19 protein-coding genes are annotated in these 22,191 nt (G+C 31.5%); 5 read left to right on the top strand and 14 right to left on the bottom strand.

All coding sequences use genetic code 11. The features are described 5' to 3' along the window. Positions 1 to 167: 167 nt before the first annotated feature. Together HNP35_RS16055 and HNP35_RS16050 are read right to left on the bottom strand one after the other, a co-directional pair. Positions 168 to 311, bottom strand: coding sequence for a hypothetical protein (locus HNP35_RS16055; RefSeq protein ID WP_184164303.1), 144 nt, complete (start codon positions 309 to 311; stop codon positions 168 to 170). Between the two features lie 50 nt (positions 312 to 361). After that, a complete protein-coding gene (locus HNP35_RS16050; protein ID WP_184164299.1) occupies positions 362 to 946 on the bottom strand; it encodes an RNA polymerase sigma factor in 585 nt (194 codons plus the stop codon). A 421-nt stretch (positions 947 to 1,367) separates the two neighbouring features. Here HNP35_RS16050 and uvrA point away from each other — a divergent pair, with 421 nt between their 5' ends. Beyond that, positions 1,368 to 4,163: an excinuclease ABC subunit UvrA gene (uvrA, locus tag HNP35_RS16045; protein ID WP_184164296.1), complete on the top strand. Its 2,796-nt coding sequence runs from the start codon at positions 1,368 to 1,370 to the stop codon at positions 4,161 to 4,163. An 86-nt stretch (positions 4,164 to 4,249) separates the two neighbouring features. On the opposite strand, the gene HNP35_RS16040 is transcribed toward uvrA, so the two are convergent. The 6 genes from HNP35_RS16040 to HNP35_RS16015 all read right to left on the bottom strand — a co-directional run bounded on the left by HNP35_RS16040 (position 4,250) and on the right by HNP35_RS16015 (position 12,234). Next, positions 4,250 to 4,549 carry a hypothetical protein gene (locus HNP35_RS16040; protein ID WP_184164293.1) on the bottom strand — a complete coding sequence of 100 codons (300 nt, stop codon included), beginning with the start codon at positions 4,547 to 4,549 and terminating at the stop codon, positions 4,250 to 4,252. A 259-nt stretch (positions 4,550 to 4,808) separates the two neighbouring features. Beyond that, positions 4,809 to 6,431: a mechanosensitive ion channel family protein gene (locus HNP35_RS16035; RefSeq protein WP_184164290.1), complete on the bottom strand. Its 1,623-nt coding sequence runs from the start codon at positions 6,429 to 6,431 to the stop codon at positions 4,809 to 4,811. A 94-nt stretch (positions 6,432 to 6,525) separates the two neighbouring features. After that, the gene (locus HNP35_RS16030) at positions 6,526 to 7,995 is read right to left on the bottom strand and encodes a lipopolysaccharide biosynthesis protein (RefSeq protein WP_184164287.1); all 1,470 of its coding nucleotides are present in this window, start codon (positions 7,993 to 7,995) and stop codon (positions 6,526 to 6,528) included. 35 nt (positions 7,996 to 8,030) lie between these two features. Beyond that, positions 8,031 to 9,317, bottom strand: coding sequence for a glycosyltransferase family 4 protein (locus tag HNP35_RS16025; protein WP_184164284.1), 1,287 nt, complete (start codon positions 9,315 to 9,317; stop codon positions 8,031 to 8,033). A gap of 48 nt (positions 9,318 to 9,365) precedes the next feature. Next, entirely contained in the window at positions 9,366 to 11,807 is a 2,442-nt protein-coding gene (locus tag HNP35_RS16020; protein ID WP_184164281.1) for a YfhO family protein, read from the bottom strand. Positions 11,808 to 11,856: 49 nt separating this feature from the next. Then, positions 11,857 to 12,234, bottom strand: a complete 378-nt coding sequence (locus HNP35_RS16015) for a DUF4834 family protein (protein WP_411268057.1) — start codon at positions 12,232 to 12,234, stop codon at positions 11,857 to 11,859. 39 nt (positions 12,235 to 12,273) lie between these two features. Here HNP35_RS16015 and HNP35_RS16010 point away from each other — a divergent pair, with 39 nt between their 5' ends. Both HNP35_RS16010 and HNP35_RS16005 read left to right on the top strand, forming a co-directional pair. Continuing rightward, complete coding sequence (locus HNP35_RS16010; RefSeq protein ID WP_184164278.1) at positions 12,274 to 13,239, top strand: transporter; 966 nt, start codon at positions 12,274 to 12,276, stop codon at positions 13,237 to 13,239. Between the two features lie 44 nt (positions 13,240 to 13,283). Further along, positions 13,284 to 14,402, top strand: a complete 1,119-nt coding sequence (locus tag HNP35_RS16005; protein ID WP_184164275.1) for a GTP cyclohydrolase — start codon at positions 13,284 to 13,286, stop codon at positions 14,400 to 14,402. A 97-nt stretch (positions 14,403 to 14,499) separates the two neighbouring features. Here the strand turns inward: HNP35_RS16005 and HNP35_RS16000 are convergent, their stop codons facing one another. The 3 genes from HNP35_RS16000 to HNP35_RS15990 form a co-directional block, all read right to left on the bottom strand. Next, positions 14,500 to 14,988: a hypothetical protein gene (locus HNP35_RS16000; RefSeq protein ID WP_184164272.1), complete on the bottom strand. Its 489-nt coding sequence runs from the start codon at positions 14,986 to 14,988 to the stop codon at positions 14,500 to 14,502. Between the two features lie 123 nt (positions 14,989 to 15,111). Beyond that, a complete protein-coding gene (locus HNP35_RS15995; protein ID WP_184164269.1) occupies positions 15,112 to 16,371 on the bottom strand; it encodes an aminotransferase class I/II-fold pyridoxal phosphate-dependent enzyme in 1,260 nt (419 codons plus the stop codon). A 250-nt stretch (positions 16,372 to 16,621) separates the two neighbouring features. Continuing rightward, positions 16,622 to 17,146 (bottom strand): plastocyanin/azurin family copper-binding protein, encoded by a 525-nt coding sequence (locus HNP35_RS15990; RefSeq protein ID WP_184164266.1) that lies wholly within the window; start codon positions 17,144 to 17,146, stop codon positions 16,622 to 16,624. Between the two features lie 273 nt (positions 17,147 to 17,419). Between HNP35_RS15990 and HNP35_RS15985 the strand changes: the two genes are divergently transcribed. Next, the gene (locus HNP35_RS15985; RefSeq protein ID WP_184164263.1) at positions 17,420 to 18,199 is read left to right on the top strand and encodes an NYN domain-containing protein; all 780 of its coding nucleotides are present in this window, start codon (positions 17,420 to 17,422) and stop codon (positions 18,197 to 18,199) included. A gap of 35 nt (positions 18,200 to 18,234) precedes the next feature. After that, positions 18,235 to 19,749: an FMN-binding glutamate synthase family protein gene (locus HNP35_RS15980; RefSeq protein ID WP_184164260.1), complete on the top strand. Its 1,515-nt coding sequence runs from the start codon at positions 18,235 to 18,237 to the stop codon at positions 19,747 to 19,749. A gap of 55 nt (positions 19,750 to 19,804) precedes the next feature. Here the strand turns inward: HNP35_RS15980 and HNP35_RS15975 are convergent, their stop codons facing one another. The 3 genes from HNP35_RS15975 to HNP35_RS15965 form a co-directional block, all read right to left on the bottom strand. Then, positions 19,805 to 20,239, bottom strand: coding sequence for a hypothetical protein (locus HNP35_RS15975; RefSeq protein WP_184164257.1), 435 nt, complete (start codon positions 20,237 to 20,239; stop codon positions 19,805 to 19,807). Between the two features lie 265 nt (positions 20,240 to 20,504). Then, complete coding sequence (locus HNP35_RS15970; RefSeq protein WP_184164255.1) at positions 20,505 to 20,912, bottom strand: hypothetical protein; 408 nt, start codon at positions 20,910 to 20,912, stop codon at positions 20,505 to 20,507. Positions 20,913 to 20,918: 6 nt separating this feature from the next. Beyond that, positions 20,919 to 22,097 (bottom strand): glycoside hydrolase family 88 protein, encoded by a 1,179-nt coding sequence (locus HNP35_RS15965; RefSeq protein WP_184164252.1) that lies wholly within the window; start codon positions 22,095 to 22,097, stop codon positions 20,919 to 20,921. Between the last annotated feature and the right edge of the window lie 94 nt (positions 22,098 to 22,191).

Genomic DNA, 22,191 nt, shown 5'->3' with positions numbered 1-22,191 from the left:
TTATTCTCTAAAAAATCAGCTTTTTGGTTTATCGGATCGAAAAAAACTATCCTCAAATGGAAATAAAAAAACTCACTATTAGTACAAAACGTACAAATAGTGAGTCTGTCAGCCAAAACGACCATTTGGCTATATTTTAATAAACCTCCGACTTAAGAGTGAGGGGTTTAATTAGCTATGATCTCGAAACTTTTCTCTTGAACTTTAACTACAGTTAAGGCCTGAGAATAGTTTAGAATAAAAGAAACAACTTCTTTATTTGGTTTAAGATCTTTAGAAGCTAATGCTTTTTTTGAGTAAATTTTCGCCATACTTTCAAAATGATTTATACTAGTATAACGAGCTTATTATCAAAATAGTATTAGTTGGTTAAAATAATTTGATGTTTGTCAATTATTTTTCTCAAATTCATTAATGCATAGCGCATTCTTCCTAATGCTGTATTGATGCTTACGCCTGTAATTTCAGATATTTCTTTAAAGCTCATATCCTGATACATACGCATTACTAAAACTTCTTTTTGATCTTCAGGAAGTTCTTCAACTAATTTTTTTAGATCAAGTTCTACCTGATCTACAATCATTTTGCCTTCAATTGTCAATGAATCGTCTGACATGATAGAGAAAATAGAAAATTCTTCTGTTTCTCTATACATAGGCATTTTTTTTGTTTTTCTAAAATGATCTACGATTAGGTTATGGGAAATACGCATAACCCAAGGTAAAAATTTACCTTCTTCGTTATAAGAATTACCTTTTAAAGTTTTAATTACTTTAATGAAAGTATCTTGAAAAATATCATTTGAAATATCTCTATCGGCAATCTTAGAATATATAAAACCATATATCTTAGATTCATGCCTTCTAATTAATGTTGCAAGGGCCGCCTCATTGCCTTCAACATAATTTTTCACCAATAGAGCGTCTGGAGTATGCAGATCAGCCATAATAACTACTTTTTTAGTTTCTGTTTTAAAATTTGGAGTAAATTTTCTAAAAAGTAGTTTTTTTATATAGGCTTTTCTTTTTTTAAGAGTTTGAATAATGTTATGGCCAAATTTAACAAATATTTATTTTAAAAACCAAATTAATTCAGTAATAATTATCGAAAAAACATTTAATAATATAGAATAAACCTAAAATTTACACCAAAAAGCCCAAAAACATTCATAAAAATCTTAAAATTAACTTGATCTTTATATTTATTACAATAAAACAAAATCACTAATAATTCCATTTTTTCTTGAATCTCGACTTCAAAACCACTTTATTCAACTGTTTAGCATGTTCAAATAGTTATTATTTGGAACTAAATCTGTAACAAAATCCAAGTCAAAATTGATTACTTTTGTAAAAATTGACTTTTTTATGCAAATTGACCTTTCTACAATAGACCCAAAATCAAATATTATAATAAAAGGAGCACAAGTACATAATTTAAAAAATGTAGATGTGGTCATTCCTAGAAACAAACTTGTTGTTATAACAGGTCTTTCTGGATCAGGAAAATCGAGTTTAGCTTTTGATACTTTATATGCTGAAGGACAGCGCCGTTATGTAGAAAGTTTATCTTCATATGCACGACAGTTTTTAGGACGTCTAGACAAACCAAAAGTAGAATATATAAAAGGTATTGCCCCAGCAATTGCAATTGAGCAAAAAGTAAATACAACTAACGCGCGTTCGACAGTTGGAACTTCTACAGAAATTTACGACTATATTAAACTTTTGTTTGCTAGAATTGGAAGAACTTATTCTCCAGTATCCGGACAAGAGGTTAAAAAAAACACTGTAACTGATGTTATTTCAGATGTAAAAAATCTAGAAATCGACAGTAAATGGCTGTTACTTGCTCCTATTCACTTAGAAGAAGGAAGACAACTAGAAGACAAACTTAAAGTGCTTTTACAGCAAGGATTTGCACGTATTCTGGTAGAAAATGAAATGGTTCGTTTAGATGAATTTAATGCTTCTGATTTGCATCAATTTGACAATAAAGACATTTTATTGATTATTGACCGTATTGTTGTAAAAGAAGAAGAGGAATTCTACAATCGTCTTTCTGATGCTGTTCAAACTGCTTTTTTTGAAGGGAAAGGAATTTGCTATTTACAAGAATTAAATTCAGATAAAAGATTTTCATATTCTAATAAATTTGAATTGGACGGAATTACGTTTTTAGAACCAAACGTCCATTTATTTAGTTTCAACAATCCATATGGCGCTTGTCCGGTTTGTGAAGGTTACGGAAATATAATTGGTATTGATGCCGATTTAGTAGTTCCAAATACTTCTTTATCTATTTTTGAAAGTGCAATTTATCCGTGGCGCGGCGAAAGCATGAGTTGGTATAAAGATGAGTTTGTAAAACATGCTTATAAGTTTGATTTCCCAATTCATAAACCTTATTTTCAATTAACCGAAGAACAAAAAGATTTGATTTGGACTGGAAATCAATATTTTCAAGGTTTAAATGATTTCTTTAGAGAATTAGAAGAAAAAAATTATAAGATTCAAAATCGAGTAATGTTATCTCGCTATCGCGGAAAAACAAAATGTCATGTTTGTAAAGGAAAACGTCTGAGAGAAGAAGCATCTTATGTAAAAATTAATGGCAAAACTGTTTCCGATTTAGTCGATTTACCGATTAAACATTTGGTAACTTTCTTTAAAAACATTGAATTGAACGTTTACGAACAGCAAATTGCAAAACGTTTGATGGTTGAAATAAATAACCGTTTATCATTTTTAACCGAAGTCGGCTTAGATTATCTTACTCTAAATAGAAATTCTGCGACACTTTCTGGAGGAGAATCTCAACGTATAAACCTTGCTACTTCTTTAGGAAGTAGTTTAGTTGGCTCTATGTATATTCTAGATGAGCCAAGTATTGGTTTGCATCCTAAAGATTCTGAAAGATTGATTAAAGTACTGCTTTCTCTTCGCGATTTGGGCAACACTGTTATCGTGGTTGAACACGATGAAGACATCATGAAAGCTGCTGATATGATTATCGATATCGGACCCGAAGCTGGAACTTTTGGAGGAAAACTAGTTGCTCAGGGAACTTATGATGAAATTTTAAAATCGGATTCGCTTACTGCTCAATACTTAAATGGCGATTTAGAAATTTCTGTTCCGAAGAAAAGAAGAAAATTTAAAAACCATATTGATATTGTTGGCGCACGCGAAAACAATTTGAAAAATATCGATGTTACTTTTCCTTTAGACGTTTTAACTGTTGTTACGGGCGTTTCTGGAAGTGGAAAAAGTACGCTTATTAAGAAAATTTTATTTCCTGCAATGCAGAAAAAACTGGAAAGCGCATCTGAAAAAGCAGGGCAATTTACAGAACTAAAAGGTTCATTTTCTCAGATCAAACACATCGAATATGTAGATCAGAATCCAATTGGAAGAAGTTCTCGATCGAATCCTGTAACTTACATTAAAGCCTACGATGATATTCGTGATTTATATGCCAAAGAAAAATTATCAAAAATAAGAGGCTATCAAGCCAAACATTTTTCTTTTAATGTTGATGGCGGCCGATGCGAAACTTGTAAAGGAGAAGGCTCAATAAATGTTGAAATGGTGTTTATGGCGGATGTTTCATTGCCTTGCGAAACTTGTGGGGGAAAACGTTTTAAGAAAGAAATTCTAGAAGTCACTTTTGATAACAAAAACATCAATGACATTCTGACGATGACTATTGATGATTCGATTGCATTTTTCGAGAAAAATAAACAATCTAAAATCACGCAAAAATTGCAGCCTCTACAGGATGTTGGTTTGGGTTATGTACAATTAGGACAATCTTCTTCTACCCTTTCTGGAGGTGAAGCGCAACGTATTAAATTAGCTTCTTTTCTAGTTAAAGGTGCTACAAAAGAAAAGGCTTTATTTGTATTTGATGAACCAACAACCGGTCTTCACTTTCATGATATCAAAAAACTTTTAGCTTCTTTTGATGCTCTAATCGAAAAAGGACATTCTATAATTGTTATCGAGCATAATCTTGATCTGATAAAATGCGCAGATTGGATTCTAGACCTTGGCCCAGAAGGTGGTGAAAACGGAGGCTATTTATTGGCTTCTGGAACTCCAGAAGACATTGTAAAAGTTAAAGAATCGGTTACAGGAATCTATTTAAAGGATAAATTATAAAATTTAATTTCTTTCAAAAATAATTAAGCCATAAATACAATTGATTAGTTTGTATTTATGGCTTTAAATTTTTCTTTTTTCAATATTTAAGCTACTAAACATCTTTCCTCAAAAGGAAAACCGTCTTCATCAATAGCTACTAAAATCTTTTTCTGTTTTGATGCCTCAAAAGTAAGATAAAGCCATGCAAATGACCACAAACCAAGAGTTAAACAAAAAATCATGAAATTTAAACTGTGGTTAACCACTTTCCCTCCTTTAGATAAAACTGCAAAAAGCAATTTATCGTTTCTTTCTTCCAGCGTAAAACCTTTATGAACTTTCTTGGAGATCATATTGGAAAATACCTGCATGCTTTGTTCATGGCTGAGATGATTGTCCTTCATAATTATTACTCTACAATTAATTCTAAATTACACTTTCATTTGTAATTTCTTGCAAAAATACCAAATTCTAAAAAATAAAAAAATACCTACATTTAGTGATTTTGTTAGAAAAAAAACGGCTATTACAACGAACTACTGAAAACTTTTCATGTTAAAGTTAATTTTAATTCGATTAATTACAAAATATTCATGTGTTAAAATTTTAAATTTAATCACTCGTTTTCAATTAATTAACTTTAAGCTTTTCAAATTATAAAAACTATAATTTATCGTTACTTTTTTTATCAAATTGAACTGTTGAAGCATTACCATCTCTCAAAGCACTATAATGTGGAGACATAATTTCGATACCAGCTGCATTAAATGAGTCTTGAATATTTTGATGAAGCGATGAATAGATTCTCGGCTGTTTGGTTGGTTCTTTTGTATAAACATTAATTTGATACGATACGTAAAAATCATCCAAACTTGTTTGAAGCACAAATGGTTTAGGCTCTTTTTCAATCATTTCTGTTTTTAACGCTGCATCTATCAAAGCTTTATGAATATCTGCCCAAGGAACATCATAACCAATTGACACGGTAGTATGAATCAATAATCCGTTTGTAGAACGTTGTGTATTTGCAGAATAATTTGTTGATGTACTCGATAATACTGTTGCGTTCGGAATTGTAATATCTTCAAATTTTGGTGTTCTTATTCTAGTTACCAAAGCCGTTTTTTCAATTACTTCTCCACTTACATCTCCAATTTTTATATAATCTCCAATTTTAAATGGACGCATATATGTAATAACCAAACCTGCCACCATATTTGCAATTGCATTAGAAGAACCAAGTGAGAATAGAACTCCCACAAATACAGAAACTCCTTTAAATATTGGAGAATCAGAACCTGGTAAATAAGGGAAAATAATTACGAGCATAAAAGCATACATTAATAATCTGATGATATTGAATGTAGGCAAAGCCCAATCACTGTAAAATCCTTCAATTTTAATGTTTTCAGACTTTATTTCGTAGAAGAAAAACTTGATTAGTTTTAGCGCATATTTAAAGATGATAATGATTACGATAATCGTAATTAAACTCGGCAGAAAATCAATTAGCCCCATTAAGACCGATTTCGCTGGAGTTAAAATCCATTGAAGCAACGTTGTAGTATATTCTTTTGTCGCAGGAAAAATGCTAAATAAAACAGGTAGAGATAGATAAACAATAAAAATAAGAGTTACAGTCTTTACAAATCCAAAAAAGCGAAGAAATATAAACTCTTGTTTTTGGGGAGATAATATTTTTATAGAATTATAGCTAACACCTCTAAAATATTTTGAATTGTTTCTAATGATATATTTTTTCAGCAAATTAAAGAGCTTACCCGCCAAAAATAAAACCAAACTAATTATTAGGACTAAAAGTGCCGTATAACCAACACGTTTGGGCAATTGGGAATAATTTTCATTCTGATAAACTATAGCTTTCCTAATTGATGCCAGATTACGTTTGGCAATAAAAGACATTGTTTTATTCTCTGCTTTAGCATCGGTTTCTAAAACAGACATTATTATCAAATCATTTTTATAAACAATATCTTCAGAAACTCCTGAAGGAATAACATTTAGAGAATCTTTCTCAAAAAAAGACTCTTCATAAAGCCTTTTTATTTTACTGGAAATATAATTTGCCCGTTCACTAGCCGAAAAAGATCCGACATTATTATACACATAGAAAAGTGTGTCTTTAAACGGACTAACAGGATAACCTTTAAGTTTTACGGCTTGAATTGATTTATCTGTAGTCTGCTTTTTATTTGTTTGAGCAAATAATATTGAAGAAAACAAAATAAGAAAGAATGCTAATAACCTAAGTAATTTTATTTTCATATTCTGCTAGAAATAAATTAGTTATCCTTTCTAACAAATATAAAAACAAAAAAGTTACAATTTTAAATTACTTTGACTTTTGCTAATTCTTAAATTATATTTTAATACCAATCTTCTTAAAAATAGAATTAATTACTTTATTAATGTCTGGCGAAATTTTGAATTTATAATTCAAATAAACATAAAGAATAGTAACCAAAATCGATTTTAAAGCAATGCTGATTAATTGAAAAAATGGAAATTCCCAAAAATAAAACAACAAAAACAAAGCGAAAGTAAGTGCCATCGAATGAATTGTCTGTTTTGTAAATGGGTATAAATGAAGTTTTTTCACTACAAAAAGCAGTTTTGCCAAACTATACAAAGTAATAGACAAAAGTGTCGCAAAAGCAGAACCAAAAATTCCAAAAATTGGAATGAAAATCATATTTAATATGATGGTCAACACAACAAGCATTAAACCTAAATACAATACCATTCTGTAATATTTGGTATTAAAAATAATAGCGTTGTTGTTTCCTAATATTAAATCAAAATATTTAGAAAGACCAATCATAAATACTACGGAAATTCCTCCACTGTATTCTTTTGGAACTAATTCGTACAATTGATTAATATTGACAAAAATACAAAGCATTACAAATCCACCCACAATTTGCAAGTTTATGGATGTCTTTTTATAAAGCTGATTTAATTCATCATGTTTGTTTTCATGCATTAATTTGGCCGTAATCGGGTATACAATTTGGTGCATGGCACGGCTTGGAACCGAGATAACTAACGCAATATAAGTTGCCACCGAATAATAAGCAATATTTTCAATTTGCATATATTGATTCAGCATAAGCTTATCACCGTCTAATAATAAATTGGCAACACTTCCTGATAAAATAATATAGAAAGTATATTCCATTACACTTTTTACATTTTCTGGAATTGTAATTTGAAAATTAGGTCTTTTGATATAAAACGCATAAAACATCGTAACAATAAAAGCCAAGAAATAAATAGCGGCCGTAACGTATACAAACTGAACTAAAGTGATCCAGTTAAAATATAATCCTATTAAAGCAATTGTAGAAAGGAGTCTTAACCCAACTTCTTTAATAAAATTTCCAAAAACCGAATGCATATGCACTCTTGCCCATGCGTAGAAAATCTCAAAATATGCCATACAGATTCCGATAAACGGAATTAAAAGCATAAATTCTTTTACGACAGGGTTTTTCTTTGTTACGAAAGCTGTAATATCATCAAAAAACAGCAACCCTATAATTCCTAAAGGAATACACATTAAAATAGGAAATAGCGCTGTAAACGATAAAAACTGTTCTCGCTCTTCTTCTGTTTTGTATTGCGAATAAAATTTAACCAGCGTATTTTGCATTCCAATTGCAAACAAAGGCATAATAACGTTTGCTGCCGAAGTAATGTAATTAGTTAAAGCATAATAAGTTGCTCCAAGAAATACAGGATAAAGGTATAATGTATTGATTGCACCAATAGCAAAACCAATGTAAGTAATAATTGTATTTTTGAAAGACTGATTTAAGACAACACCCATTTCTTGAGTTTAGATTGTAATTTAGATTTAATGAATTATTTTTTAATCAGCTGTGCTAATTGTTGCGTTAGATTTTTTCTAGAATATTGCTGCAAACCAATTCCATGAGATTGCAATTTCCCTTCTAAAAACTGATTAAAAAAGTCCAAAATTACACTTTTTAGTTTCGCTTTTTCAGAATAATCAAAAAATACTCCAGTATTTGTTTGCGTTACAATATCTGCAAAATCAGAACCTTGTGGTCCGATAGCAATTATTGGGCGGTTTGAAACCATATATTCAAACAATTTACCTGGAATAATACTTTTTGTATCTTCAGAATTAATTTCGATTAAAAGCAAAACCTGAGATTTTCTCTGATGAGCAACAGCTTCTTTATGAGAAACATAACCAACTAAATTCAAATATTCATTGAGTTTATGCTCTTGTATTGCGTCTAAAACTTCTTGACTTACAGCGCCAATTAATTTAATTTCTAAATGAGTTTTAAACTCTGAAACTTCTTGTAATAATTCAACTAAAACTTCCCAAAAAAATGGCGGGTTTCGATCGGATAAAAACGAACCAATATGTGCTAATGTAAATTTACTGTCTAAAGTCTGTTTCTCGACAGTTTCAACATCATAACCATTTGTAATTACAGCAATTGGTTTATTAGTAATTGCTTCAAACTCTGCTTTTGTAGTTTTACTCGTTACTATGATTTCATCTGCAGAATTAAGCACTTTATATTCTAAGTTTTTATGTTTTTTTTCAGCATAAGAAGACAAACGAAGTGCTTTATGATAACCAATTGTAGTCCATGGATCGCGAAAATCGGCAAACCATTTTACTTTCAATTTTTGCTGTAATTCTAAACCAATTAAATGCAAACTATGAGGAGGTCCAGAAGTTACAATTGTATCAATATTGTTTTCTTTAATGTATTTTTCGAGATAAGAAACTGAAGGTTTTACCCAAAATACACGAGCATCTGGAATAAAAAGATTTCCACGAACCCAAAGAAATGTTTTATCTAAAAAAGTCTGTTTTTTCTTTTGCGGAAAAATTCCAGAACTGATTTTTTTTGTTTTATTTTTTGAAAAAATAGAAGCCAATTGGTAAGGCTCCCAAATTTTATTTTTCAGAACAATTACTTTATCCGATATTTCGCTTACTAAACCTTCATCAACAATTGGATAAGTTGGATTTTCCGGAACATAAACTATTGGCTGTACATCAAAATCTGGCAAATATTTTACAAATTTCAACCAACGCTGTACACCTGGTCCACCTGCGGGTGGGAAATAATAAGTGATTATTAAGAGTTTTTTTTGTTCCAAGGAAAATGTGTTTACTATTTAAAAGTGCAAATTTAGAATTTTGAAGTTCTAGACTTCTTTTTTCTTTTTAGAATTTCTACTCTCAAAAAAGATTCCTCCGGCCAAAAGCAACAGCATTCCGATTGAACTCATTAAAGTTATTGTACCACCAGTTTTAATAACCTGAGGCTCAAATTTAAATTCAATTGTATGTTTTCCAGCAGGAACTTCCATTGCTCTTAAAACATAGTCAACTGGGAAATGATCGGTTAATTTACCATCAACATATGCATTCCATCCATTTTTATAATACATTTCAGAGAAAACAGCTAAACCATCTTTCTCATTTTCAGATTTGTATTTGATATAATTTGGTTTGTATGTCACAACTTTAATTGTTCCTGTTGTATCAAAAGCTTTCTTTAATCTAGCATTTTGAAACTTGCTTTCATGCTCATGAACATTAAAAATAGCAACATTTTTAGTATCGATTGTATTTAATGCTTTCATTACATCATCTGGTTTGTTTACCAATTTTACAGAACTTACAAACCAAGCATTTCCATTAGCATCTGGATTAATAGTCGGAATTTCTTTTCCTTCTTTATCCGTCTGAATCACGTACTTAACATTCAACATATTAAGTATCTCAAGATTATTCTTAGCGATTTGATAATCAAAAAGCTGTTGCATTCTGCGAGGTTTTGCAGCGTGATATCCACCTATAGAACTATGGAAATAAGAAGCTCTTGCGCTAGACATATTTCCGTTTACTTCAAAAACTCTGTAGTGCGTTGTGTCTTTCAAAATCTCGGCATCAGCAGGTGTTTCCTGAAAAGGGGCTGCAATCTGAACTGGGCTTACAAAATCTTTAGCCGATACATATTTTTTGTCTACAAAGAACAAATCAAAAATCATTACAAGTCCAACGATTATTAGAGTTGTGCTTTGAGAAAATTTATTTTTAATGAAAAGCCAAAGTACTCCAAAAGTGATTATAATTAGAAAACCTGAACGCAATAAATCAGCATAATACATTGTCATTCTGTCTTCTTTAAGAGCATCAACAAAATCAGGTCCGTAAGTTTCCATGAAATATTGATCGCTGCTTCCAGAAAAATGGAAAAAACCTTTAGCAATAGCTAAAATCAAAATTACTCCAATTCCAAAAACTCCTGTCTGCACAAGTGCTTTCTGCTGTAATTTAGGCTCTTCTTTAGCTTTAAAAAAGGACTGGATTCCCATAACTGCTAAAACAGGAAAACATAATTCTAAAATTACCTGAATAGAAGATACCGCTCTAAACTTATCGTACATTGGCACGTAGTCTATAAAAAAGTCAGTCAGTAACGAAAAGTTTTTACCCCAAGAAAGAACTAGTGAAAATAATGCTCCTCCTAAAAATACATACTTAATTTTTCTGTCGTCTATAAATAGTGCTAAAACTGCCAAAAAGAATACTACAGCACCAATATATGCAGGAGCAGCGACAATAGGCTGATCTCCCCAATAAGTTGGCATTCCTGAAGCATATTCTTGTGCCTGAGATGGTGAAGCTCCTTTCTCAATAAAAAAAGAATACATTCTGCTATCTGGACCTAAATTTTCGTGATTTGATCCTCCAAAAAGTCTCGGCGCAATAAGGTTAAAACTTTCTGCAATTCCGTAACTGTATTCGGTAATATATTCGCGGCTTAAAGCATTTTCATTTGTCTTTTTAGTTCCATCAGGATTATAAGTCAATTCGCTATTGCTTCGTGTACTAAATTTAGCATATTCGCTTGTTGCCAATAAATTTCCAGCATTAGCTCCAATTGCAAAAATTCCCGCCACAATTAAAGTTGCACTTGAAATTAAGAGCCCTTTAAAATCTTTTTCTTTAATAAAGTTGAAGGCAAAATAACCTGAAAGTATCAATAAGAAAATCAATAAATAATAGGTCATCTGAAAGTGATTGGCACTAATTTCTAATGCCACAGCAAACATGGTGAGCAAGCCTCCCCAAACATACTTTTTCTGAAAGACAAGTATAAATCCGGCAACAACTAACGGCATATATGCAATTGCATGTGCCTTGGCATTATGACCAACGCCTAAAATAATGATTAAATAAGTTGAAAAACCAAAAGCAATGGCGCCAATAAAAGCCTTTAATGGATCTGTTTTTAAAACCAATAACAATCCGTAAAATCCTAAGAAGTATAGGAATAAGTAATCTGCAGGTCTTGGAAGAAAACGCAGTACATCATCTATTTTACCCACAAAATCATTTGGATAATTTGCTCCAAGCTGATAGGTAGGCATACCGCCAAAAGCTGAATTCGTCCAATAAGGTTCTGCATTTTCTACCGCTCTAAAGTCATTTTGCTCTTTTGCCATTCCGGTGTATTGAGCAATATCTGACTGGAAAATTTGTTTTCCTTGCAGAACAGGATAAAAATAAATTAATGAAACAAGAATAAAGCCCAAGATAACAAGGGCGTGCACGTAGAACTTATTTACTATTTTCAATTTTGGCTGGTTTGGGTTAAAATGAATCCTAAATTTTCAGGACACAAATCTAATCTATTTCTTCGTAATCAACATACTCTCCCACTTTTTTGGTTTCGCGCGGGTTTTTAGCATTAGCAGTATTAATGATTATTTCGTCATTATTATTGTTATTGCGATTATTTTGATAAGTGTTACCTTGATTATATTGCTGTTGTTGTCTTTGAAAATTTTCACTAGCATTTTCTACTGCCTTTTTAACCAATACCGGCAAAAAGATTCTAGCCAAAAATTTAAAAATGTAATAAAAAGCTATAACCCACATGATGGTTTTAAACAAACCTGAAAATGATGCTTCTTGCATAACTATATATTTTTTTCCAAAATTAATAAATCCGTTGCTTAAAAATAAAATATGAATCTTAAATAAATAATAAAATATGTACATTTGAAATGCGTTATCACTTTTTAATCCTAAAAGAAAATTATGTTCAAAATTAAAAACTTACTTGCCCCGGTACTTTTTTTTATTCCACAACTGTTTTTTGCGCAATATACAGACGTTATTAATTCCAACCGTCCAGGCGAAACCATGTCTGCTTATGGTGTTGGAAAATCAGTAATTCAGGCCGAACTTGGTGTTTACGGCATTAAAGAAAAACATGATCTATTAGATTATGACGGTAGTGGTTTCGGAACCGATTTCTCCCTTAGATATGGTGCTTTCTTAGAAAAACTTGAATTTATCCTAGACGTACAATATCAAATGGCTAATTACGACACGCCATATACAAGCTACAAGAAAAACAATTTCAGACAAACGGTTCTTGGTGCTAAATATTTGATTTACGATCCTTATAAAAATAAAAGAGAAGTAAATATTTACAGTTATAAAGCCAATCATAGTTTTAATTGGCGCGAATTAATTCCTGCTGTTTCGGTATTTGCTGGTGCTAATTTTGTTGGCGCAGACAATCCTTACTATTTTTCTCCAGACGGTGCTATTTCACCTAAAATTTCCTTAATTACTCAAAATCAATTTGGAGGAGGAAAATGGGTTTTTGTAACCAATATTATTGCTGATTATATTAGTACAGATTACCCAAGTTACGGATATATCTTAACTTTGACGCATGGATTTAACGAAAAATGGTCTGGTTTTTTTGAAAATCAAGGCTATAAAAGCGATTTCTACAGCGATGCAATCGTTCGTGGCGGAGCAGCTTATCTGCTTTCTCCAAATATGCAAGTTGATGCTTCCATAAGTACGAACTTTAAGAATACGCCATCAATTCTGTATGGAGGAGTTGGAGTGTCATGGCGTTATGATGGATGGTATAAAAACAGGCTAGCCGCAAATAAAGCAGAAGAAAAAGCCAAAAAGAATACAGATAACGAAAAAAGCATCGATTATCAAGAAAAAGAAAGAAGACGAAAAGCTAAATACGAATAAAATAACCAAACACTCTTATTTAAGAGATACTCAATACCACCTTAATGATTACAATTAAAGAAGCCAAAAGCAAAAAAGAATTAACCGAATATATTAAATTTCCTTTTTCACTGTACAAAGACAGCCCATATTGGGTACCGCCAATTATCGCAGATGAATTAGAATCTTTTGATAAAACAAAAAATCCTGCTTTTGATAATGCTGAAGCTTATTTCTATTTGGCTTACAGAGACAATCAAATTGTTGGGCGTATTACAGCGATCATCAATTGGACTGAAGTAAATAATCAGCACAAAAGGAAAGTTCGTTTTGGCTGGTTTGATGTTATTGATGATATTGAGGTTACAAAAGCTCTTTTAGAAAAAGTATTCGAATTAGGAAGAAAACACAATTTAGAGCACGCCGAAGGTCCGATGGGATTTTCGAACTTAGACAAAGTTGGTGTTCTTACAGAAGGTTACGATCAAGTTGGAACTATGATTACATGGTATAACCATCCGTATTATGTAACACATTTAGAACAATTAGGATTTCAGGTCGAAAAACAATACATCGAAAGTATTTTCCCTTTTTCGAATGTAAAACCAGAATTTTTCCAAAAAGCCCAAGCTTTAATTAAAAAGCGTTATGAGTTGAAAGCACTAAATTTCACTAAAACAAAAGACATTATGCCTCATGTAGACAAAATGTTTGATTTGTTTAATGAAACGTATGCGAATCTGGCTTCGTTTGTAGCGATTTCCGATGTTCAAAAAGAGTATTTTAAAAAGAAATATATCAGCTTTATTAATCCAGAATATATCAAGTTTGTTGTCGACAAAGAGGATAACTTAGTAGCTTTTAGTATTGTGATGCCAAGTTTTGTTGAAGCTTTACAGAAAATAAAAGGTAAATTATTTCCTTTTGGATTCCTTCAATTATTGAAAGCGAAAAAGCATAGTAAAGATGTTGTTTTTTACTTGATTGGAGTTCATCCAGAATATCAAAATAAAGGTGTAACAGCTATTATTTTTGATGAATATTATAAAACTTTCTCAGAAAAAGGTATTCAAAACTGCATCAGAACTCCAGAATTATTAGAAAATAATGCAATTCATTTATTGTGGAAAAATTTTGACCCGATTATTCACTGTCAAAGAAAGACTTATTTGAAGAATCTTTAATTTTAGTTTTCAGTCTCAGTTGCAGTTATCAGTATTAATCGTAAAAAAATCCATTCGTTCCCCAAAACGAATGGATTTTTCACTTTATAAACACATATTACTCTACTCTACAATCTACTTTTGATAATGTATTTTTTGCATCAAATTTCAACGTTTTTTTATCTTTAAAAGAAAATTTACCGTTTGCTTCTACTACATCTCCGTAACCTTCAATAAAAGCTCCATCTTTTTGCAGAAAAGCTACTTCTCTAACAGAAGAAACCCCTTCTGACATAAATGTATAATCGGCAATTAAAGTATCACCTTTCATATTTCCGATAAGGCTTCCTTCATTTTTATCTTTTCCAACCAAGTTATAACTCAGTTTTCCGTTTACTTCCTGATGTGAGTTTACGTTAAAACTCATTTCAATAACGCTTCCATTTAATCTCAAAGCATAACATTGATCTCCAGCAGGTTCAACAATTTCAGCTTCTTTTGGCGGACTTGGCGTAATTTGTACTGGCTCTGTCGTTGTTGTTTCTTTTTTACAAGAAGCAAAAACAGACAAAGCAAGTACAGCTGTTAGTGTTAGTACTTTCTTCATAATTCTTTATTTTTATTTTGTGATTTATTACATAAAGTTACCCTAAATAAAAAAAATCCATTCGCATAACGAATGGATTTTTTTACATAATTCCCACTATGGAATTTCTATTTTTAAAGTCAATTACGACACGTCTACAGTTGTACGCTCTGCAATTTCTTTATAAGTTCCGTTTGTTAATTTCTCACGAATTGCTTCGAAAGCAGTTAACGTTTCTTCAATATCAGCTATTGTATGCGAAGCTGTAGGAATCATTCTTAATAAGATAATTCCTTTTGGAATAACTGGATAAACAACAATAGAAAGGAAAATACCGTAGTTTTCTCTTAAATCGTTCACCATTACCATTGCTTCTGGAATACTTCCTTCTAAGTAAACTGGTGTAATACAAGTGTTTGTATCTCCAATATTAAATCCTTTTTCTTTAAGACCACTTTGTAATGCATTTACATTTTCCCAAAGTTTATCTTTAATTTCAGAAGATTTACGCAATAACTCTAAACGTTTCAAAGAACCAATTGTTTGAATCATTGGTAATGCTTTTGCAAACATTTGAGAACGTAAGTTATATTTTAAATAATCAATAACTGTTTTATCAGCTGCTACGAAAGCCCCAATGTTTGCCATTGATTTTGCAAAAGTAGAGAAGTAAACATCAATCTGATCTTGAACTCCTTGCTCCTCACCTGCTCCAGCACCAGTTTTACCTAATGTACCAAAACCATGAGCATCATCTACTAATAAACGGAAATTGTATTTTTTCTTTAATTCAGCAATTTCTTTTAATTTCCCTTGCTGTCCACGCATTCCGAAAACACCTTCAGTAATAAATAAAATACCTCCACCTGTTTCTTCTGCCATTTTAGTAGCACGCTGCAAGTTTTTCTCCATACTTTCCAAATCATTGTGTTTGTATGTGAAACGTTTACCCATGTGTAAACGAACACCATCAATGATACAAGCATGTGAATCTACATCATAAACAATAATATCATTTTTAGTAACCAAAGCATCAATGATAGAAACCATTCCTTGGTAACCAAAATTCAATAAATAAGCAGATTCTTTCATTACGAAATCAGCCAATTCATTTTCTAATTGTTCGTGATACGTAGTGTGTCCAGACATCATACGAGCTCCCATCGGATAAGCTGCACCAAATTGAATTGCTGCATCTGTATCTGCCTGACGAACTTCTGGATGATTTGCTAAACCTAAATAATCATTTAAACTCCAGTTTAAAATATTTTTTCCGTGAAAAGTCATTCTAGGACCCAACTCTCCTTCTAACTTTGGGAAAACATAATAACCTTCTGCTTGAGAAGCCCATTTTCCTAAAGGTCCTTTATTGTCCTGAATTCTTTCGAATAAATCTTTTACCATAATATATTGTAGTAATTTTTTTTACTTTATCAGCGAGCAAAAATAATCAATATTAATTTAAAATGAAGAGCCTCAATTATTTTTATTTAAAAATAATCAACAGGATTTTTATTGTAATATTTAACCTATAAATAAATCTAAAATCATACTCTCACCTTAATTAGGATCATCTACAAACATGATTTATTACAATAAAAAAACTCCAAACCTAATTAAAGCATTTGGAGTTTTATTATTTATTCTTTCTAATTTATTCAACAATTAGCACGCCTTTCATCATAGCCACGTGACCTGGGAAAGAGCAAACAAACGGATAAGATCCTTTTTTATCAATTGTAAATTCGATTGTGTCTTCTTCTCCTCCACCTAACAATTTAGTATGAGCAATAATAGAAGCTTTTTCAGATTCAGGGATATAATCTGTCGCTTTCGCATCATTCGCTTTCAAAGCAAAATCAGCCTGATCTGTTCCTTCTTTTAAAATTACCAAATTATGCCCCATTGCTTCTTTCGGAATTTGCCCAACGTGCTTCAAAGTCAATTTGATTGGTTTTCCAGCAACAGCTCTCAATTCGTTTACATTAAACTGCATTTGGTCGTTTCCTTCAATAACTAATACATTTTCTTCAGTTGATGTTACTGGCGCTGCTTCTCCTTCTGTAGACGGTTCTGTTGTTTCAGTTTGATCAGCTGGAGCTGTTTCTTTTTTACCACAAGAAGTAACTGCTAAAAATCCCATTAGGAGTATTGTCGAGAATTTCACTTTTTTATTCATTTTTATATAATTAAAATTAAAAAATCCATTGTTTTTCAATTAAACCAAAAGCTTTAATTCTTGTTTACAAATCTCAGAAACAACAGCTATTGCTTAATTTTCAACAAATCTATCAAAATATATTAGAGAATCATTTATTGCTATTTTAAAACATTTTTCTTATTTAAAGAGATTCTAATTAAGAGTATTCTAAAGACTTATTCATCATTCAATTCTGATAAAAACCAATTTTAATTTTAACTTTGAGAGTATTTAATTTTTAATATTAAAATAATGCCTTTAAGCAATTCAAAAGATTTAAAACTGGCAGTTCTCATTGATGCAGATAATGTGCCATACAGCAATGTAAAAGGCATGATGGAAGAAATTGCAAAACTTGGAACGCCAACTACAAAAAGGATTTACGCCGACTGGACAAAACCAAATGCAAATGGATGGAAAGGTGTTTTATTAGAACATGCCATTACTCCTATTCAACAATATAGTTATACGGTTGGAAAAAACTCTTCAGATTCTGCTCTTATTATTGATGCTATGGATTTGCTTTATTCTGGAAAATTGGACGGATTCTGCATTGTTTCTAGCGATAGTGATTTTACACGTCTCGCCGTTAGACTTCGTGAATCTGGAATGAAAGTAATCGGAATCGGAGAAAAGAAAACACCAAATTCTTTTATTGTTGCCTGCGACAGATTTATTTATATTGAAGTTTTGGATGGAGCAACTCAAAAGAAAAAGCCAAAAACTGTCGCCGCCGATACCAAAAAACCAGTTGAAAAACCAGCCGAAAAAGCACTTCATAAAGTTGACAAACAAACCATCGAATTAATTGAAGCCACGATTGAAGATATTGAAGATGATGATGGATGGGCATTTCTTGGAGATGTCGGGAATTTAATTGTAAAGAAAAAACCTGAATTCGACCCTCGAAATTATGGTTATTCAAAATTGACTCCAATGTTAAAATCATTAACCGACATTTTAGAAATTGATGAAAGAGAGTCGGACAAAAAAGGAATCAAACACGTTTATGTACGTTTACGATTCAACTAGATTATCGCATTTATTACCTATTTAATTTTTAAAACATGAGAAAAAAATTCTTTATTTACGGATTCTTATTGTTTCTTATTGTTCTTGCAATTTATTATTATACCGGACGAGGTTATTTACTCGTTTTTGCCATCCCTATTTTGTTGATTGTTGGAGCATATAATGCTTCACAAAAGAAACATGCTATTTTACGAAATTTTCCTGTCTTGGGTTATTTTAGATACTTATTTGAAATGATAGCGCCCGAAATTCAGCAATATTTTATTGAAAGATCTACAGACGGAAAACCTTTTTCTAGAAATCAGCGCTCTTTGGTTTATCAAAGAGCTAAAAATATAGATTCCAGCACTCCTTTTGGTACACAATTAAACTTAAATACAGAAAACTACGAAGGGATAAAACATTCTATTTTTCCAGCAAAAGTTAATGAAGAATTACCTCGAATTTTAGTTGGTGGAAAAGATTGCAAACAGCCTTATTCAGCTTCTTTGTTTAATGTTTCGGCTATGAGTTTTGGTTCGTTGAGTGAACATGCTGTTCGTGCTATCAATATTGGTGCAAAAAAAGGAAATTTTTACCAAAATACTGGCGAAGGTGGTTTAACCGAATTCCATTTAGCAGGAGGTGGAGACATCACTTGGCAGATAGGTACAGGATATTTTGGATGCCGTGATGCAGAAGGAAATTTCAGCCCAGAAAATTTTGCCGAAAAAGCCAATCTTCCAAACGTGAAAATGATTGAAATTAAACTTTCTCAAGGTGCAAAACCTGGTCACGGAGGTGTTCTTCCTGCGGCAAAAAACACGGAACAAATTGCTAAAATCAGAGGTGTAAAACCACACACAATGATTCTTTCTCCTCCTGGTCATCATGCTTTTTCTGATGCAAAAGGATTAATTCATTTTATTAAAAAACTACGTGATTTATCTAACGGAAAACCAATCGGTTTTAAATTATGTATTGGAAACACTACCGAATTTGAAGCTATTTGCCAAGAAATGATAAATGAAGATATTTATCCAGATTTCATTACCGTTGACGGTGCAGAAGGCGGAACTGGAGCTGCTCCTTTAGAATTTGCTGATGGCGTAGGAATGCCTTTCGAACCTGCATTAATATTCGTAAATCAAACTTTGGTTCGACTAGGCATACGCGACAAAATGCGTATTATAGGAAGCGGTAAAATCATTTCCGGTTATTCTATTCTTCATGCAATTGCATTGGGCGCAGATATGTGTAACAGCGCCAGAGGTTTTATGTTTTCTTTGGGTTGTATTCAGGCGTTACGTTGTCATAATAATGAATGTCCAACTGGAGTTGCCACACAGAATAAAATGCTAATGAAAGGTTTGGTTGTAACAGACAAATCAGATCGAGTTTATCATTTTCATAAAAACACGCTTCACTCAGCAAATGAACTTTTAGCTGCCGCAGGAAAAAGCAGTTTTGCAGATGTTGACATTAACATTTTTATGCGTGGCGATGAATTTGCCAATTTATCTGATCAGTATTTCCCAGATAATCTCAAAAACGTTACGCAATTCTCATAAACAAAAAAGCCTCTTTAAAACTAAAGAGGCTTTTTCTTTTAAATCTATTTTTATATTACAATTTTGCTGTTTCTTTATTTTGTGCTGCAGCTCCTCCTTCTAAAACGGCTAATTCTTGCTGGTCTACTAATTGCTGTGCTAAAATAGCATTATTATAAGCTAAAAAGTAAACATCAAACTTTACTCCTTCTGAGATTAATGCAGTCGAAATCTGATCATTTTTAATCATTTCTTTTAACAAATCTGGAAATGACTCTTTGTAGGCTAATTTGTTTGCATCATTTTCTTCTAAATTCGTTTCAATTCTAATCTCAATTTTATTGTCATTTAGAAAAGCTTTTGCGGTTGTGCTCGTAATACCATTCCCTTTTATTGAAGAAGAATTATTGTAATTACTTACATGTTCTTGAATTTTCTGCTTTGTGTTTTTACAGCTAATTAAAAATAGGGCAAAAGCCAATGCAAATGCGATTTGGGTAATTTTTTTCATAAATTATTGGTTTTATAGTTATTTTTTAACTCAAACATAAATAATTTATAACATAAAAACAACATTGAATTACAAAAAATCACTTTATAATTATTTGAATACAAATCAATTATAGCTAATCCCTCTACATTTTTGTAAGAATCAAGAAAACATCTTTAGGTTCAACTTTTACTTATAAATAGAAAAAATCTCTCTAAGTTAAAACTCAAAGAGATTTTAATATGTAAGAATTACACAGATTTATTTTTTTCTAATTATTCTGATTTTATTTCAAAAAATCTTTTAGAGATTCTCCCGTTAAAACTTCTTTATCTAAAACTGTATTATCATCTGCGAGAAAATAAACATCAAACTGAACTCCTTCTTCAATTAATTGTCTTGGAATTTGATCTTTATCAATCATCAATTTTATCAATTTTGGAAAAGAAGTAACAGCTGCAGATTTATTAGCTTCATTTTGTTCTAAATCTGTCTCAAAACGCAATTCAATTTTACCATCATTAATATAACCTCTTGCCGTTGTAAGTGTTATATTATCTGCTCTAAAACTTGGAGCAATCGTTTTATTATAAGTTACCACAAATTCTTGCAGTTTTTGTTTGGTGTTTTTACAGCTCACTAGCATTAACACAACTAATAATGAACAGGCAATTTGACTTATTTTCTTTATCATAATCTTTTATTTTAATTTTTGAAGTCTTAATAATGCCTCAAGATAGTAATAATCTGCGTAATTTATAGAACAATCTATTTCGCTTCCTGCAGGTTTGTGCCCTGTAGAATGCAATAAAAATGCTGAATTTACATCATGACTTTGGTAATTATCTGATAGTGAAACAATCATTTTTTTTGCTTTTGTCAAATATTCTGCTTTCAGATTTTTGTCTTTCGTATAAGAACTCAGCTCTAAAAGTGCTGAAGAAACAATTGCAGCAGCTGAAGCGTCTCTTGGTTCGTTCGGAATATTAGGCGCATTAAAATCCCAATACGGAATTAAATCTTCAGTTGTCAATTTATCTAAATACACTCTCGCCAATTTATGAGCAAAATCTAAAAACTTAGCGTCTTTTGTCTCTCTGTAAGTCATTGTAAATCCATAGATAGCCCAAGCTTGTCCACGCGCCCACATACTATCATCACTATATCCTTGAGCCGTTCTTCCTTTTATTTTTTTACCGGTTTCAAAATCGTAAATAATAACATGATAAGAAGTGTTATCTGGTCTAAAGTGATTCGCCATAGTAGTTTCAGCGTGTTTTACGGCAATATCATACAACTTTTTATTTCCGCCATTTTTTGAAGCCCAAAATAGCAATTCCAAGTTCATCATATTATCGATAATGGTATTATGACCGCCCATTTTATTATGAGGCCATGACTGAATTGTTCCTACTTTTGGATTAAAAAGTGTTGCTAATGTATCGGCAGTTTTTAGAATTATTTCTTTGTATTCTGGATTTTTAGTCAGTCTATATCCATTTCCAAAACTATTGAAAACCTGAAAACCTAAATCGTGATCTCCAGCTTTACTAACTGATAAAGGCGTTAAAAAGCGGCTGAATTTATCGGCTTCTTTTTCCCATTTTTTATCTTTAGTTGCTTCGTATAAAAACCATAATTCTCCAGGCCAGAATCCGCTTGTCCAGTCTTTATAAGTAACAAATTTCCATTCACTGCTTCCATTTGGAACTGTTCGAGGCGATGTTCCGTCGTTTGGTATTACTTTTAATGTTTTTGAAGCTTGTTCCGCACAATATTCTAGTTGCTTTTTGATATTAAACGAATTGTCTTTTTGAGAATAACCTTGATTTCCTAAAATAAATAAAGTAACAATCAGGCAGAAAAATTTTGTATTCATGTGGTCGATAGTTTGTTTAATCGATAAATTTAGGAAATAAAGTAGATCTAATGGGGTTTTGTATTTTTTGACACCTAAAAATGTATTATTGAAA

It is taken from the genome of Flavobacterium notoginsengisoli, from assembly GCF_014207905.1.
In the GTDB taxonomy this organism is placed as follows: domain Bacteria; phylum Bacteroidota; class Bacteroidia; order Flavobacteriales; family Flavobacteriaceae; genus Flavobacterium; species Flavobacterium notoginsengisoli_A.
This window is presented reverse-complemented; position numbering and strand designations above follow the sequence as displayed.

Bases quoted from the DNA above. Each gene is read 5' to 3' on its own strand.
- HNP35_RS15975 (WP_184164257.1), bottom strand. From the start codon at position 20,239: ATGAAAAAAATTACCCAAATCGCATTTGCATTGGCTTTTGCCCTATTT.
- HNP35_RS15985 (WP_184164263.1), top strand. From the start codon at position 17,420: ATGCCTTTAAGCAATTCAAAAGATTTAAAACTGGCAGTTCTCATTGAT.
- HNP35_RS16000 (WP_184164272.1), bottom strand. From the start codon at position 14,988: ATGAAGAAAGTACTAACACTAACAGCTGTACTTGCTTTGTCTGTTTTT.
- HNP35_RS16005 (WP_184164275.1), top strand. From the start codon at position 13,284: ATGATTACAATTAAAGAAGCCAAAAGCAAAAAAGAATTAACCGAATAT.
- HNP35_RS16050 (WP_184164299.1), bottom strand. From the start codon at position 946: ATGGCTGATCTGCATACTCCAGACGCTCTATTGGTGAAAAATTATGTT.
- HNP35_RS15970 (WP_184164255.1), bottom strand. From the start codon at position 20,912: ATGATAAAGAAAATAAGTCAAATTGCCTGTTCATTATTAGTTGTGTTA.
- HNP35_RS15995 (WP_184164269.1), bottom strand. From the start codon at position 16,371: ATGGTAAAAGATTTATTCGAAAGAATTCAGGACAATAAAGGACCTTTA.
- HNP35_RS15980 (WP_184164260.1), top strand. From the start codon at position 18,235: ATGAGAAAAAAATTCTTTATTTACGGATTCTTATTGTTTCTTATTGTT.
- HNP35_RS16040 (WP_184164293.1), bottom strand. From the start codon at position 4,549: ATGAAGGACAATCATCTCAGCCATGAACAAAGCATGCAGGTATTTTCC.
- HNP35_RS16035 (WP_184164290.1), bottom strand. From the start codon at position 6,431: ATGAAAATAAAATTACTTAGGTTATTAGCATTCTTTCTTATTTTGTTT.
- HNP35_RS16010 (WP_184164278.1), top strand. From the start codon at position 12,274: ATGTTCAAAATTAAAAACTTACTTGCCCCGGTACTTTTTTTTATTCCA.
- HNP35_RS15990 (WP_184164266.1), bottom strand. From the start codon at position 17,146: ATGAATAAAAAAGTGAAATTCTCGACAATACTCCTAATGGGATTTTTA.
- HNP35_RS16015 (WP_411268057.1), bottom strand. From the start codon at position 12,234: ATGTACATATTTTATTATTTATTTAAGATTCATATTTTATTTTTAAGC.
- HNP35_RS15965 (WP_184164252.1), bottom strand. From the start codon at position 22,097: ATGAATACAAAATTTTTCTGCCTGATTGTTACTTTATTTATTTTAGGA.
- HNP35_RS16055 (WP_184164303.1), bottom strand. From the start codon at position 311: ATGGCGAAAATTTACTCAAAAAAAGCATTAGCTTCTAAAGATCTTAAA.
- uvrA (WP_184164296.1), top strand. From the start codon at position 1,368: ATGCAAATTGACCTTTCTACAATAGACCCAAAATCAAATATTATAATA.
- HNP35_RS16030 (WP_184164287.1), bottom strand. From the start codon at position 7,995: ATGGGTGTTGTCTTAAATCAGTCTTTCAAAAATACAATTATTACTTAC.